General features: G+C 50.9%; 14 protein-coding genes. 11 read left to right on the forward strand and 3 right to left on the reverse strand.

The features are described from left to right. Positions 1 to 61: 61 nt before the first annotated feature. Both speA and ACJJII_RS07920 read right to left on the reverse strand, forming a co-directional pair. The gene (gene speA / locus ACJJII_RS07915; RefSeq protein ID WP_413664140.1) at positions 62 to 1,984 is read right to left on the reverse strand and encodes a biosynthetic arginine decarboxylase; all 1,923 of its coding nucleotides are present in this window, start codon (positions 1,982 to 1,984) and stop codon (positions 62 to 64) included. A gap of 232 nt (positions 1,985 to 2,216) precedes the next feature. Continuing rightward, on the reverse strand, positions 2,217 to 2,915 hold the full coding sequence (locus ACJJII_RS07920) for a DUF6515 family protein (protein WP_444918844.1): 699 nt from the start codon (positions 2,913 to 2,915) through the stop codon (positions 2,217 to 2,219). A 293-nt stretch (positions 2,916 to 3,208) separates the two neighbouring features. On the opposite strand from ACJJII_RS07920, the gene panC reads away from it, so the two are divergent. Continuing rightward, positions 3,209 to 4,057, forward strand: a complete 849-nt coding sequence (panC, locus tag ACJJII_RS07925) for a pantoate--beta-alanine ligase (protein ID WP_413664142.1) — start codon at positions 3,209 to 3,211, stop codon at positions 4,055 to 4,057. A gap of 13 nt (positions 4,058 to 4,070) precedes the next feature. After that, complete coding sequence (gene panD / locus ACJJII_RS07930) at positions 4,071 to 4,457, forward strand: aspartate 1-decarboxylase (RefSeq protein WP_413664143.1); 387 nt, start codon at positions 4,071 to 4,073, stop codon at positions 4,455 to 4,457. A gap of 44 nt (positions 4,458 to 4,501) precedes the next feature. Here the strand turns inward: panD and ACJJII_RS07935 are convergent, their stop codons facing one another. Continuing rightward, positions 4,502 to 5,419 (reverse strand): polysaccharide deacetylase family protein, encoded by a 918-nt coding sequence (locus ACJJII_RS07935; RefSeq protein WP_444918845.1) that lies wholly within the window; start codon positions 5,417 to 5,419, stop codon positions 4,502 to 4,504. Positions 5,420 to 5,597: 178 nt separating this feature from the next. On the opposite strand from ACJJII_RS07935, the gene ACJJII_RS07940 reads away from it, so the two are divergent. The 9 genes from ACJJII_RS07940 (at position 5,598) to ACJJII_RS07980 (ending at position 14,381) form a co-directional block, all read left to right on the forward strand. Then, positions 5,598 to 6,092, forward strand: coding sequence for a 2-thiouracil desulfurase family protein (locus ACJJII_RS07940; RefSeq protein ID WP_444918846.1), 495 nt, complete (start codon positions 5,598 to 5,600; stop codon positions 6,090 to 6,092). A 265-nt stretch (positions 6,093 to 6,357) separates the two neighbouring features. Beyond that, entirely contained in the window at positions 6,358 to 8,175 is a 1,818-nt protein-coding gene (locus tag ACJJII_RS07945; protein ID WP_444918847.1) for an Ig-like domain-containing protein, read from the forward strand. A gap of 56 nt (positions 8,176 to 8,231) precedes the next feature. Continuing rightward, positions 8,232 to 8,606: a 2-thiouracil desulfurase family protein gene (locus tag ACJJII_RS07950; RefSeq protein WP_444918848.1), complete on the forward strand. Its 375-nt coding sequence runs from the start codon at positions 8,232 to 8,234 to the stop codon at positions 8,604 to 8,606. A gap of 40 nt (positions 8,607 to 8,646) precedes the next feature. After that, the gene (locus ACJJII_RS07955) at positions 8,647 to 9,012 is read left to right on the forward strand and encodes a cupin domain-containing protein (protein ID WP_444914935.1); all 366 of its coding nucleotides are present in this window, start codon (positions 8,647 to 8,649) and stop codon (positions 9,010 to 9,012) included. Positions 9,013 to 9,228: 216 nt separating this feature from the next. Further along, entirely contained in the window at positions 9,229 to 11,166 is a 1,938-nt protein-coding gene (gene acs / locus ACJJII_RS07960) for an acetate--CoA ligase (protein ID WP_444918849.1), read from the forward strand. Positions 11,167 to 11,363: 197 nt separating this feature from the next. After that, positions 11,364 to 11,780: a hypothetical protein gene (locus ACJJII_RS07965; RefSeq protein WP_444906581.1), complete on the forward strand. Its 417-nt coding sequence runs from the start codon at positions 11,364 to 11,366 to the stop codon at positions 11,778 to 11,780. A gap of 146 nt (positions 11,781 to 11,926) precedes the next feature. Further along, positions 11,927 to 12,304: a VOC family protein gene (locus tag ACJJII_RS07970; RefSeq protein WP_444892625.1), complete on the forward strand. Its 378-nt coding sequence runs from the start codon at positions 11,927 to 11,929 to the stop codon at positions 12,302 to 12,304. Positions 12,305 to 12,329: 25 nt separating this feature from the next. Beyond that, on the forward strand, positions 12,330 to 12,716 hold the full coding sequence (locus tag ACJJII_RS07975; RefSeq protein WP_444918850.1) for a DUF6632 domain-containing protein: 387 nt from the start codon (positions 12,330 to 12,332) through the stop codon (positions 12,714 to 12,716). Between the two features lie 165 nt (positions 12,717 to 12,881). Beyond that, the gene (locus ACJJII_RS07980; RefSeq protein WP_444918851.1) at positions 12,882 to 14,381 is read left to right on the forward strand and encodes a catalase; all 1,500 of its coding nucleotides are present in this window, start codon (positions 12,882 to 12,884) and stop codon (positions 14,379 to 14,381) included. The last annotated feature ends 34 nt before the right edge of the window (positions 14,382 to 14,415 follow it).

The following is a 14,415-nucleotide window of genomic DNA, read 5'->3' on the forward strand; positions in this document are numbered from 1 at the left end:
TAAATCTGCGGCTAATGTTACCGCTATATTCTCAAAGGCGTTGGCGCCTCATTTTTAAAATTTATTTTTCAAAGTAGGTGTAACCGCTCATGCTGGCGGTATAGGTTTGCAAAATCTGTTTGCGTTGGGCAGCGGTAATCAACCCTTGCTTGACGGCGCGTTCTGCCAGGCGGCGGAAGCGCTCAAACAGCGCCTTGGGCTGGTATTCCACGTAGCTTAACACGTCAGAAATACTGTCACCGTGAATCTCGTGGCTGAAGTCTATGCTGCCGTCTTCCTGGATGCGCACACTCACGACATTGGTGTCCCCAAACAGGTTGTGCAGGTCACCCAGGGTTTCCTGGTAGGCGCCAATTAAGAAAGTGCCGAGAATATAGTCCTCGCCATCCTTTAGCTCGTGTAAAGGCAGGGTTTTCTGCTCTTTTTCCCGGCCAATAAAGCGGTCGATCTTACCATCACAATCACAGGTGATGTCGGCGATGATGGCGGAGCGCGTCGGAGCTTCGTCCAGGCGGTGGATCGGCAGCAGTGGGAATACCTGATCGATAGCCCAGATGTCCGGTACCGATTGGAATACGCTCACATTGGCGTAGTAGATATCCGACAGTACCTCCGGCAGGGCTTGCAGGTCTGCGGGAATCTCTTCGGCCTCATCCAGTAATTTGCGAATATCCTGGGCGCTCTGCAGGAACAGGTTTTCCGCATTGGCGCGTTCGCGCAGGCTCACCTGGCCGTGCAGATACAGAGAGCGCACTTCATCGCGGTAGTAGAGTGCGTCGTTGTAACTCTCTTGCAGGTTTTTGGGGGTGATACTGCGCACTGCGTCCTGCAGGTTGAGCAGCATCTGGTGGTCGCCTTCGCTGATCTTGGTGTGCTCCAGTTCCACCGGCTCGAAACGGGTAGTGTCGAGAATATCGAATAGCAGTACAGAGGAGTAGGCTACAGTGGCGCGGCCGGATTCGGTGATAATCACCGGATGTTCGACTCCCTCGCTATCGAGGGTGCCCATAATGGCTTCCACTACATCGACACAGTACTCGTCCAGGGAGTAATTCTTTGAGTGGGTGTAATTGGTCTTGCTGCCATCGTAATCCACCGCCAGGCCACCGCCCAGATCCAGGTAGCCCATGGGTGCGCCTTCTTCCACCAGATCGGCGTAGTAGCGGCAGGCTTCCAAAACTCCGGTGCGGATGTCGCGGATATTCGGTACCTGCGAGCCCAGGTGATAGTGCAACAACTTGAGACAGTCGAGCATATCGTGGTTGCGCAGTTGATCGACCATGGCGATCAGGTCGTTACTGCCCAGACCGAAAATACTGCGGTCGCCACTGGTCGCATTCCAGTAGCCGCCCACCTTGGAGGCGAGTTTTACCCGTGCGCCGATATTTGGGCGCACCTGCTCGCGCTCGGCGCAGCGGATAATGGTCTCCACTTCCGAGGGCGTTTCCACGACGAAGAAAACCTGTACGCCCAGGCGTTGGGCCTGCAGTCCGAGGTTAATAAATTCCTCGTCCTTATAGCCGTTGCAAACGATCAGGGATTCGGTGTTATCCAGAATGGACAGGGCAGCGATAAGTTCTGCTTTACTGCCCGCCTCCAGGCCGTGGTTAAAGCGGCGGCCGGCATTGGCAATTTCTTCAATGACCTGACACTGCTGGTTCACCTTAATGGGGAACACGCCGCGAAAAACATTGCCGTAGCCGCAATCGTCGATAGCGCGAGCAAAGGATTCGTTAATCCGAGCGATCTGCGCTTCGAGTAAATTCTCAATACGCAATAGCAGGGGCATACCCAGGCCGCGCTCGGTGGCGCCTCGGGCAATGTCCATCAGCGAAACACTGTGTGTTACCCCGTTGGGGCCGTCGACTTGCAGTGAAACTTCACCATTTTCGTTCAAATCGAAATATCCGGCGCCCCAATTGCGGATGCCGTAGAGCTCGGCCGAATCTTCGCAAGTCCAGTCTTTTACTTGTTGCTTTTTCATGGCGCCTTTCTGTTGATATTGGCGGGCGCGAATCTTGGGCCCAGCAGGGCCGGAAAGCAATAACTATAGATAAAAAAACGCTAATTTTTGCGCACTGAAAAGTAAATGGGGAGCGAGTGGATGGCCAGCTCTTTTGCACTCTGCGACAGGGGGCTTAAGAAGGTGATTGATCTGCGCAAATTTGAGTAAAAAAAGGCGGCCCGAGGGCCGCAGGGAGGGGGGGATTGGGTAATCAGTAATAGGTCGGCTTGGGGACAACCCGGTAGCCGCGGTGGCTATGGTCCCACAGGTAGTAGGTGTCATAGGCCACGTAGTAATTGTGTCCACCGGCTACCACGGTCAGTGCTGATGCTGGCAGGCTGTGCACGATGGCGCCGTGGGGGGCCTGGGCTACTACGTAGCCGTGAGAAGCCGGGCGATAAAAAATTCCATCGCTATAGTAGAAGCCCGCTGTTCCGATACTGATACTGACGAAATTACGCGGCAGGTGGCGCCAGCGGTATCCATAACCGTAGTGCGAGGGACGGTAGTGGGGGCGGTGGCCGCGATAACCGTGGCGGTAAACCGGTCTGTGTGCCGCGCGATATTCGTGGCGGTGGCCCTGCTTGTGGCCTTTTCTATGCCCTTTGTTATAGCCTTTGTTGTAGCCCTCTTTATAGGCGTGGCGAACTTCGCGGCGGTGCTGGCGCTCCTCTCTGCGTTCACGTCTGCGCTCTTCTTTCTTGCGCTCTTGTCTGCGGCGTTTCTTTTCCTGCTGGCGGTCGTGATGCTTGTCGTGCTGTTTCTTTAAGTGGCGCTGCTCGCGTTCGGCTCTTCCATATTTGTGGTGGTCGACCATGGCGCGCTGGTGCCCGCGATGTGACTCGGACAGGGCGGGTGCTGCGATCAGCAGCAGGCTTAGGGTGGCGATGGCAGTAGTGAGGTGTTTCATAACATCTCTCCCGAGCGTGGGGCTCTTTTCTTTCAGATCAGGTCTTTTGTGTATCTTGGCGTGAAGTTTGCCCTGGCGGGTCTGAACACTTCCTGAACTGAATGGGGTAAAATTCGGCGGCAATCGACGGCGTCGATAGTGACTAGCAGTTCAGGTATGGGCAGAGATTGTCTGGCGGGGCCACAGGCTGGATTCTGCGGCGAAATCTTATTGAGAGCGGCAATTTTGCTATGTTGAGACACCAGGTCTCAGCGAGTATGATGCCGCGCTGATTCATAGTGAGCGGTAGCAAGATGCAAGTCTTCCACCACGTAGCAAGTCTGCGCGAGGCGCTGGCCCAGGCCCGCAAAGACGGCAAGACCGTCGGCTTTGTGCCAACCATGGGCAATCTGCACGATGCCCATATAGAGCTGGTCAAAATCGCCCAGCAACACTGCGATCTAGTTGTGGTATCCATCTTCGTCAACCGACTGCAATTCGGTTTGAATGAGGATTGGGATAAGTATCCGCGCACTATGGAGCGGGATATGGCCAGCCTGCGGGAAGCGGACTGTGACTTCCTGTTCCATCCGGATGAGAGTGAGATTTACCCCAACGGCATGGACCAGCAGACCCGCGTGGTTTGTCCGGCGATGACCGATGTCCTGTGCGGCGCCAGCCGACCGGGTCACTTTGAAGGGGTCACCACCGTAGTTTCGAAGCTTTTCAACATTGTGCAGCCGGATAAGGCTATTTTCGGGATTAAGGATTTCCAGCAGTTAGCAGTGATCCGCCGTATGGTGGAAGACCTGTGTATGCCGGTGGAAATTGTGGCGGCGCCGGTGCACCGTGAGGAAGATGGCTTGGCAATGAGCTCCCGCAATGGTTATATCACTGCGGAAGAGCGACCGAAGGTTGCCGTGCTCAACCAGTTACTTAACTGGGCTAAGGATGAAATTGTGGCTGGACGCCGGGATTTCGCCGACCTCGAGACAGAGGCGCGCAAGAGAATTGAAGAGAGTGGCTTTCGAGTTGACTACTTCTCCATCTGTTACAGCAAGGATTTACAGCCAGCGGCAGATGACGATAAAGAAATCACGATCCTGGGAGCTATGTACACCAGTGCAGCGCGCCTGATCGACAATGTTTCCCTGAAACTCTGAGGGGCATCCAACTATGCAAATTGAAATGTTGAAGTGCAAGTTGCACATGGCCGCAGTGACTCAGGCCGAACTCTGGTATGACGGTTCCTGTGCAATTGATGAGGACCTGGTAGAACTGGCTGGCCTGCGCGAATTCGAGAAAATCGATATTTACAATGTGAGCAATGGTGAGCGCTTCCACACCTATGTGATCCTCGCCGAGCGCGGTTCCGGTATTATCTCCATGAACGGCGCCGCTGCACGTAGAGTGCAGGTGGGTGACCGCATTATTATCGCTTCTTATGCGCAGATGACAGAGGGCGAAGCCGATAACCACAAGCCCAAGCTGGTCTACCTGGATGAGAATAACAAGGTAGAGCGCAGCACTAATACTATTCCGGTTCAGCTAGCCGAAGCCTGATTCTTTTCGCTACAGGGCGTTGTGCCCTGTAGCATCCCCGCCGCTTATTGATCAGACATTAATAACACTTCCTGATTAAACCTCTTTTCCAGGTAGGACTCGTCCAGGGTGTAGTGCCAGAGATTTTTCTTTTGTCCTTTAGCTAGAGCGATTTCGCCAATTCTGCCAGGGTTATATTTAATCGGTTGGGCGAGTTGGTATTTGGCGATGGGGTCCCGATAGGCCTCCTCTAAAGGAATTATCTCCCAGCCTTCCTTCCTCAGTCGTTCAGCCAGATCACCAATAAACAGGGCTGAAATATCCATTTCATGCAACAGTATGACGTGCTTTGGGGAGCGCCCGAGATATTTAATTGCCATATCGTCGTAGTACTTAATGCTCGCCATAAGAACGTCGACATAAAAGTTGGAGAGTCTTTCCATATCAACTGCTTTCCCATCTTTTACTGCCGTTTGGAAAAGTTCTTCGATATACCAGTCGTAGTTATTTAAGGTGATATAGGCGTTTTGATAGTTATTTTTCTGTAGTAGATCCCGGATACCATCGCGTTTTTCGACAGTTTCGCCCTCGCGCAGATAGGGAAAGCGAAAATAGGGTTTAAAGTTGTCAAATTGTTGAAGCAGCTGGTGGGCCTGCAAAAAATCCGCTTGATAAGTGGATAGCCCTGTTTCCAGAAAATTGGGATGGCTATGGGTGTGATTGCCAATAATATGCCCAGCCCTATCGTAGCGGTGCATCCGCTCCACCCCTTCCTTATCGAAGGATTGAGTATTGGAAAAGAAGGCTACTTTGCCAACTTTATATTCTTCTATGTTTTCAATTAATGTTTTGGCCCGGGTTGGTCCATCAAAATAACCATCGGCTTTACGGGGGGCATCATCGAAAGTAATTGCCAGTTGTTTGGCGTTAGCGACTGGGATTGCCAATAAGTAAATTATCAATAATATGACTGAACGCTGCATGGTTTATTACTCTAATGAGTTTAATTACGAGCTGTTCGCCAGGCTGGGATTTAGTTGTCCTTCTATTCAGGTTTTCTGTCTTAATTTACTGGTCAGATAACCTGCGTTGTCCAGTAGCCTAGGCTCAGTTGCGGTAGAGTACGGCTTCCTATTGTGTCCACTATAGCTTCAGATGTATATGGCCAAAATACTTGTTAGTTCCTGCCTTTTGAACTGCGCCGTGCGCTATGACGGTAGTAGTGTTGAGGCTTGTAGCGATGATTTTGAGTGGCTTGTGGATACTCAGGAAATTGTTTCCTTGTGTCCGGAAGTGGTGGCGGGATTGCCTATTCCGAGGGTGCCGGCTGAGATCTGTGGCGCAAATGGAACAGAGGTGTTAGATGGAACTGCCGGGGTTATAGGTAGTGATAGAACAGATCTAACTGAGCAATTTATGCTGGGGGCCAAACTGGCTCTGGAATTATGCAGGAAACACAATATCCAGTATGCAGTGCTTACGGAAAATAGTCCCTCTTGCGGAAGTAACTATATTTACGATGGCAGTTTTTCAGGAACAAAAATAATGGGTTCTGGTGTTGTATCTGCCCTTCTTCAACGGGCGGGAATAATAGTTTTTAGTCAACATACTGTTGGGCAACTTAGAGAATTGATAAGTGCATCCAGAGCTAACTAAGTTGTTAGCATTAATAAAATTAGATCGGCAAAAAGGGCATTGGTCATAGTTAGGCCCTGTAGGTTGATTAATACCGGCGAAGCCGGTGGCTGCCAGATGTCGGTACGATTAGCGCAGTGTCCCTGAAAATTATCCTTTTGTGACGCAGCACCCAGCCTGTTAGGTTTTGTCATTTTTAGGGTCCAGATTGGCAGTGACTGCTGTGGCAATAAACAGGTAAGACTGAATACCCTGTTGGCTATTTAAATGGCTGCAGGAGGCAGTGGTGGAAGGCAAGTTTTTTAAAGCCGATAGCAAGTTTATCAAAGCCGCATTGGTACTGGCGATCAGTTCCGCGTTTTATGGCTGCAGCGGTGGCAGCGGTGGCAGCGGTGGTGGTGAAGATCCTGCGCTTGTGGATACCACTCCGCCGAGCCTGACACTGACTCCCGCCAGCGGGGCCTCTATTGCAGCAACCGACACCCTACGGCTGGATTTTAGCGAAGCGGTGGCATTGGAGGATGTGTCCTTAAGTGGCGCCATGCAGGAAATGGGAGAGCTCTCTCAAGTCGATCAGGACACCCTGATCTTAACCCCGATAGCGGAGTGGGCAAAGGGACTAGAACTCTCCCTGACAATTGCCGCGCAGGATGCGGCTGGCAACCAGATGGCAGAGGTTGATGCTCACTATACCGTGGATGAAATTGCCCCTTCCGTAGTCAGTGTATCCCCAGCACAGGAGCGTTTGGAGAAGGATGGCGCAATCACGGTACAGTTTTCTGAGTCGATGGATCGCGACAGCCTGCAAATTAGCGGTTTGTTGCTGAATGATGAATACACTTTGACCTGGTCCCAGTCGCGCTTTAATGACGATACCTTGGTGATAGCTCCCAAGAGCCGCTGGCTGTCCGGGGAGAATCGCAGCCTGCACCTTGAAGCCAAAGACCCCGCTGGCCTGGATCTCCCCGCTGAACAGCACAATTTTACTGTGCCATTGTACTTTGAGAATTTTGACAGTGCGCAGGTCGTGATAGGCCAGGATGATTTTTCCAGTACTTTGACCGCCATCAATGCAAAAAATCTTGGCGAGGGGCCCCTGGGTTCCGCTGCCGTTACTGATGAGGGGAAGTTGTTCGTACCCGATTATACAAATAATCGGGTGTTAATTTTTAATTCGGTCCCCACAAGCAATGGAGCGCCGGCCAATGCGGCGCTTAATAAAGATAGTCTTGACGATAGCAGCGGGGGAGAGTTTGGTGGCGGGCCCACAAGCATAAGTTTTGATAGTGGAAAACTTTTAATAAATTACTTGTTTGGTACTCGGGGCCACAGTATTTTTGTTTACGATACTATTCCCGAAGATGGTCGGGCACTGCCTAGTGCCAAACTGCCGCAGGACAGCTGCCAGGGTAACGGCTCCGTATATTCCAGTGCAATGATTGCCGAGGGACGCGTATTCGCGGCCTCGTGGTCTAAAGCTCGAATGGTGGTGTGGGATGACTTGCCCTCAATGGAAGATGCGGCACCGGATTGGCTGCTGGGCCAATCCACACTGGAAAACTGCACCCCTAACGACCGTGAGCAAGATGGCTCGGTTATGCAGGCCAGTGCTCGCACATTGGCTACGCCCGGAGATGTGTGGAGCGATGGAGAAAAGTTAGCTATCACCGACTCGGAAAATAACCGGGTACTTCTGTGGAACTCAATGCCTACTAGTAGCTTTGCTCCGGCGGATATAGTTTTGGGGCAAGCAGATTTTGTCAGTGATGAAAGTCAGCCCCCGAGTCGACAAACCCTGAGTTTATTCGAACGGGGTATCTGGTCGAATGGCATTCAGTTATTTGTGGCGGACAGTGGTAATAACCGAGTGTTGATCTGGAACCAGTGGCCACAGGAAAATTTCGTTCCAGCAGATATTGTCTTGGGGCAGGGAGATTTTGATCGCAGTGCCTTCAACGACAGCAACCAAAATGGCGTTACTGACGAGGGGGAGTTGCCAAGTGCTGCTACGCTGAAATGGCCCGACGGTATTACCGCTTATGAAGATAAGTTGATTATCAACGACTCGGGTAATAACCGCTTTCTTATTTTCCAATCTCGCTAGTTTTCTCTGTTAAATGTACCGGGCTGGTAACCCGGTACAGGCAAACTTAAGTTGATTTGTTTTCTGAGGTTGCAGCCGGACTGCCTGTTCCCAGGGTTCCGGCTGAGATTAGCGGCGGTAGAGGTGCAGAGGTTTTAGCTGGCTCAGCCAAAGTTTTAGGGATAAATAAAGAAGACTTAACTGAGCAATTTATACGGGGAGCTAAACGGGCATTACAGCTATGTCTGCAGCACAATATTAAATACGCAGTACTTACGGAAAATAGCCCATCATGTGGTAGTGATTATATTTACGATGGTAGTTTTTCTGGTGCGAAAATAGTTGGTTCTGGCGTTGTGTCTGCACTACTGAGGAGGGAGGGTATACAGGTATTTAACCAGAATATTGTGGGCAGGCTTAGGAAGCTTTTGGAAGTATCCAGAGATAACTAAGCTTTCCAGATATATAGTCATATTAAAGGTAGGTATAAAAGTGAATTCTAAAGTTATCAATTTTAAAGAAAAATTGAACCTGTTCTCGGAGCACTGGTCCCCTAAAGTGATTGCCGAGATGAACGATTACCAGTTTAAATTGGTTAAGATCCAGGGTGAATTTACCTGGCATGATCATCCCGATACCGATGAGGTGTTTGTTGTAATTTCCGGGCATATGCAGATCGAGTTTCGCGATAGTGTCATATCCCTTGGACCTGGTGAGATGACGGTAGTACCAAAGGGTGTGGAGCATAAACCCAGAGCTGAACAGGAATGTGAAGTACTATTGATTGAGCCTAAAGGGGTCGTTAATACGGGCGATGCCGGTGGAGATCTAACTGCGAAAAATGATGTCTGGATCTAAGTGATTGAGCTGTTAATCAACTTTCTTTTACTGTTTGCTTGTCTGATTAACTTGCACCTTTCAGGGCCTGCGTTGGATTGTCCTCGGCCCATGCCAAATTTTGAGATGAGGGGACTGTTTCGCAGCGGCTATGTTATAAAGTGACAAGAATAAAGCTCTAATAAACTCAGATTTCTCTAGGCTAGCCATGCCGCGCTAATAATAAAGGAGAAGATGATGTCTGAAGTGCATACCCGCCCAGTCTCCCCCGGTTTTGCTGCCAATGCGCTTATTAGCGCCGAAGACTACGAGACAATGTACCGCCAGTCGGTAGAGAGCCCAGAGGCGTTTTGGGCACAACAGGCCAAGGACTTTTTGCAGTGGGACAAGCCGTTCACTCAGGTTCTTGAGGAGGATCTGCACAAAGGCCATACCGCCTGGTTCTCCGATGGCCAGTTGAATGTGACCGTGAACTGTATCGATCGGCACCTGGCCAGCCGTGGCGAGCAGACCGCAATTCTGTGGGAGGGAGATAATCCCGCTGACAGTAAGGCGATCAGTTATCAGAGCCTGTACGAAAATGTGTGTCGCTTGGCCAATCTGCTGAAATCCCGGGGAGTTAAAAAGGGGGATCGGGTGTGTATTTATATGCCGATGATCCCCGAGGCGGCTTATGCGATGCTCGCCTGTGCCCGTATCGGCGCTGTGCACTCGGTAGTATTTGGTGGTTTCTCCCCGGTGTCCCTGAAAGACCGTATTCTCGATTCCGATTGTCGCCTGGTGATTACTGCTGATGAAGCGGTTCGCGGCGGTAAGCGAGTACCGCTTAAAGCCAATGTGGATAAAGCGCTGGTGGACTGCCCTAATGTGCATACGGCCATTGTGGTTAAACACACGGGCACACCAGTAGACTGGGATAGCAAGCGTGATATCTGCTATGGCGAATCCATAGGTGAGATGGAGCCGGACTGCGCGCCTGAAGTGATGGGAGCGGAGGACCCGCTGTTTATCCTTTATACCTCGGGCTCTACCGGTAAACCCAAAGGGGTCCTGCATACCACTGCCGGCTATCTGCTGATGGCCACCATGACCTTCAAATATACCTTTGATTATCGCGAGGGAGAGATTTTCTGGTGTACTGCCGATGTGGGTTGGATCACTGGACACAGCTATATCGTCTATGGACCCCTGTGCGCTGGGGCCACCAGTCTGATGTTTGAGGGCGTGCCCACTTTCCCGGATGCCTCACGCTTCTGGCAGGTTGTGGATAAGCATCAGGTCAATATTTTCTACACCGCGCCGACAGCGATTCGTGCGTTGATGGGAGCGGGTGACGAGTTTGTAAAAGCCACCGAGCGCAGCTCCCTGCGACTTTTAGGCACCGTGGGTGAGCCGATAAACCCGGAAGCCTGGGAGTGGTATTACAGCGTAGTGGGCGATGAGCGCTGCCCGATTGTGGACACCTGGTGGCAGACTGAAACCGGTGCGCAGATGATCACGCCACTGCCCGGTGCCATGGCTCTGAAACCCGGGTCGGCAACCCGGCCCTTCTTTGGCGTCCAGCCCGCGCTGCTGGATAGTGAAGGTCGGGAGATTGAAGGGGAGGGCGAGGGCTCTCTGGTGATTAAGAAGAGCTGGCCCTCCATGATTCGGGATGTGTATGGCAATCGCCAGAGAATGCTGGATACTTATTTTTCCGCATTCCCCGGTTATTACTTTACCGGCGATGGCGCCCGTCGAGATAGTGACGGTTATTACTGGATTACTGGGCGTATTGACGATGTGTTAAATGTCTCTGGACACCGCCTGGGAACAGCGGAAATTGAGAGCGCTCTGGTACTGCACAATGATACGGCGGAGGCGGCGGTGGTAGGTTATCCCCACGATATCAAAGGGCAGGGAATCTATGCCTTTGTGATGCTTAAATCCGGCCATAAGCCCAGTGATGAGCTGAAGACTGAATTAATTGAGCTCTGCCGCAAGGAGATAGGGCCAATTGCCAAGCCTGACTTTATCCAATGGGCGCCTGCACTGCCAAAAACCCGTTCCGGCAAAATCATGCGGCGTATCCTGAGGAAGATTGCCTGCAATGAGCTGGACAATCTGGGAGACGTTTCCACTCTTGCCGATCCCACTATGGTTGACGCATTGATTGATCACCGCGAAAATCGCTGACCATAGGTGTGGCGCGTGAAGGTTTTATTGGCCGGGCATAGCCCGGCCTTTTCATTGGGGCAAGAGGTTAAATTCCTCCCCGATTTTTGCGCCATTTTCAGCTAAATAGACAAGTAAATGCCTGCTGCTTTGCACAGTTAGTAACCCTCTAACTCCGGATATTGTTTTAAGGGTATTTACAGTTAAGGAGATTCCGTTTGGAACAGGGACAGTACCTCTGCGATCACTACCGCTTCGCCGCCGATCAGCGCCTCAAGGTTTTTAATTTTTTTGTTGTGTTAACCATGTTTGTTGAGGGCGGAATTTTCACTGCCATGGAGAAAGACTTCCACCCTCTAATCCTGGCGTTGCTGGGAGGGTTTGTGGTCATACTGGTCACTGTATTTTGGCTGATGGACATTCGCAGCCGCCAGCTTCTCAAGCTTGCAGTTCCGGCACTGAAAACCCTGGAAATGGGATTCCCGGAGGAAGCGAGAATTTTTTCCAACGATGCCATTCGCCGAGGTGACTTGGCCCGTTACACTTTCGCTTTCAGGGTTTTGTTGGTGGGGCAGCTGTTCTTTGGTCTGGGCGTCGCTTCTTACGGTATTTATCACTGGTATATCTCCCCCTAATCCCAACCTTGCAGTGGCGGGTATGATTGTAAGATGTGAACCACCCGCCACAACCTCCTCTTTGTCTCGCACGTTTAAAAGTCGGCGCTGCCGGCCTCTCTAGGCTATCTTGCAGAAGTATCCGCTTCCCTCCCGAGGTTTATACGATGCTTGATCATATTCGCCTTTATGTGCACAGCTATGAACGCAGTAAGGACTTCTATCAGCAGGCGCTGATGCCGCTGGGATACCAGTTAGTGATGGAGTTTGAGGATTGGGCGGGCTTTGGCTGGGCAGATAAAGCGGAACTCTGGATTCGTGGAGGGACCAGCACCACTCCACAATTGCATATCGCCTTTCGCGCTGAAGAGCGGCAGGTGGTCAGGGAGTTCTATCGCTTGGCCCTGGAGGCCGGGGGTAAAGACAATGGCGCACCGGCTGTCTACGAACAATATCACCCGGATTATTACGCCGCCTACGTACTTGATCCCGATGGACATAACCTGGAAGTGGTGTGTCATTTACCAGGGGACTTACAGGAATAAGTCGATTGAGATTTGGGAGTAATTTATGAACGAGGTAACTCGAGCAAAATACCTGCCAATAGCGCTGGTCGTTGTAGGAGTGCTTTTTATTCTGGCGATTTACCCGATGATGATGTGGATTTGGCCGGAAGGATGGGGCTGGACTCCGCGGCAGCCAGAATACGAGCAAATGATTATCGGTATTTATGTTACCTTGGGGGTGTTTTTAATACGTGCTGCAAAAAATCCCGCCGCAAATGCCAGTTTAATTTGGTTCACTATATGGTCTAGCCTTGTACACGCCGTCATTATGTTGGTGCAGGCATTGGTGGATAAAACAGAGCGAATCAATTTGATGGGAGATATTCCCGCACTTTTTTTGATTGCCGCTGTGCTTTGGTACCTTATGCCCAGGCGAAAAAAATCTGATTGAGCATTTACTTTATTTTGACTTGCTAAAAAATCTGAATAGCTCTTTCTGACTCACCGTTATTGATCCCTGCTATAAGAGCGATAACAAGGTCTAATTTCCCGCTTATTGTTCTCCCCTATAAGCTCTACTCCTGTAATAGAGATGGCAGTAGAGATAAATAATCCCATGAAATACTTACCCTTATTTGCATTAACTATCGGTCTGATAGGCGGTGCCAATGCAGAGACATTGACTCGCGATAATGGCGCCCCTGTCGGAGACAACCAAAACGCACAAACCGCCGGCGAAAATGGCGGTAATTTGCTGCAAGATGTTCAACTGATTCAAAAATTGCAGCGTTTTGCCCGTGAACGTATTCCCGAGCGTGTAGTTCATGCTCGTGGAACTGGTGTTCACGGTGAATTTGTTGCGACGGCTGACCTCAGTGATTTAACCCGCGCAGCGGTGTTTGAGCGCGGCAGTAAAACGCCAGTGTTTGTGCGTTTTTCAACAGTAATCCACTCAAAAGGTTCCCCGGAAACTCTGCGCGATCCCCGTGGATTTGCCACCAAGTTTTATACGGAAGAAGGCAACTGGGATTTAGTGGGTAACAACCTGCCGGTATTTTTTATCCGCGACGCGATTAAATTCCCGGATATGGTTCACTCCCTAAAGCCCTCCCCGGTGACTAATCAACAGGACCCCAACCGTTTCTTTGATTTCTTTAGCCATGTGCCGGAATCCACCCATATGCTGAGCTGGGTCTATTCCGATTACGGTACACCGGCTAACCTGCGCCAGATGGATGGCTGGGGTGTTCACGCCTATAAATTTATCAATGACAAGGGTGAAGTGAACTATGTGAAATTCCACTGGAAAACTCGCCAGGGCATTAAGAACCTGACTGCGGAAGAGGCAGCGGAAATTCAGAGCAAGGACTTCAGCCACGCAACTCGCGATATGTATGCCGCGATTGAAAAAGGCGAATATCCGCAGTGGGATCTGTTTATTAAAGTACTGAAGCCCTCACAGCTGAGCAGCTTCAATTACAACCCCCTGGACGCCACCAAAATGTGGTTGGACGTGAAGGAAACCAAAGTTGGCACCATGACACTCAATCGTGTGCCCACAAATTTCTTCCAGGAAACTGAGCAATCCGCATTTGCGCCAGCCAATATTGTGCCGGGTATTGAGCCTTCGGAAGACCGCTTGTTACAGGGTCGCGTGTTCTCATACTCCGATACGCAAATGTATCGTCTGGGAGCCAACCACCAGCAATTGCCTATCAACCGTCCCCGTGTTGCAGTAAGTAACTGGAACCAGGATGGGGCGGGTAATTACGGCCAACAGACTTCAGATGTGAACTATCAGCCGAGCCGTATCGATGCGCGCACCGAGGACCCCAAAGGTCTTTATAGCAACAAGGCATTGAATGGCAGCACCCAGCAAAAGGCCATTGAAAAGAAACTGCCTTTTGCCCAGGCGGGTGCTTTCTACCGCAGCCTGAGTTCTGAAGAGCGTCAGAATCTGATTGAAAACCTCGCTGGTGATCTGGGTAAAGTGAGTGATGAAAACACTAAGCACATTATGCTGAGTCACTTCTACCAAGCGGACAAGGACTACGGACAGCGCTTAACCAAAGCAGTTGGTGGAAATCTGGATCGCGTGAAAAAACTGGCCCGGTAATTTTTACCCAAGTGCGGGCGACCTCTGTCGCCCG

The organism is Microbulbifer maximicatervae (SeqCode) (assembly GCF_052467825.1).

Bases quoted from the DNA above. Each gene is read 5' to 3' on its own strand.
- speA (WP_413664140.1), bottom strand. From the start codon at position 1,984: ATGAAAAAGCAACAAGTAAAAGACTGGACTTGCGAAGATTCGGCCGAG.
- acs (WP_444918849.1), top strand. From the start codon at position 9,229: ATGTCTGAAGTGCATACCCGCCCAGTCTCCCCCGGTTTTGCTGCCAAT.
- ACJJII_RS07970 (WP_444892625.1), top strand. From the start codon at position 11,927: ATGCTTGATCATATTCGCCTTTATGTGCACAGCTATGAACGCAGTAAG.
- ACJJII_RS07920 (WP_444918844.1), bottom strand. From the start codon at position 2,915: ATGAAACACCTCACTACTGCCATCGCCACCCTAAGCCTGCTGCTGATC.
- ACJJII_RS07980 (WP_444918851.1), top strand. From the start codon at position 12,882: ATGAAATACTTACCCTTATTTGCATTAACTATCGGTCTGATAGGCGGT.
- panD (WP_413664143.1), top strand. From the start codon at position 4,071: ATGCAAATTGAAATGTTGAAGTGCAAGTTGCACATGGCCGCAGTGACT.
- ACJJII_RS07940 (WP_444918846.1), top strand. From the start codon at position 5,598: ATGGCCAAAATACTTGTTAGTTCCTGCCTTTTGAACTGCGCCGTGCGC.
- panC (WP_413664142.1), top strand. From the start codon at position 3,209: ATGCAAGTCTTCCACCACGTAGCAAGTCTGCGCGAGGCGCTGGCCCAG.
- ACJJII_RS07975 (WP_444918850.1), top strand. From the start codon at position 12,330: ATGAACGAGGTAACTCGAGCAAAATACCTGCCAATAGCGCTGGTCGTT.
- ACJJII_RS07935 (WP_444918845.1), bottom strand. From the start codon at position 5,419: ATGCAGCGTTCAGTCATATTATTGATAATTTACTTATTGGCAATCCCA.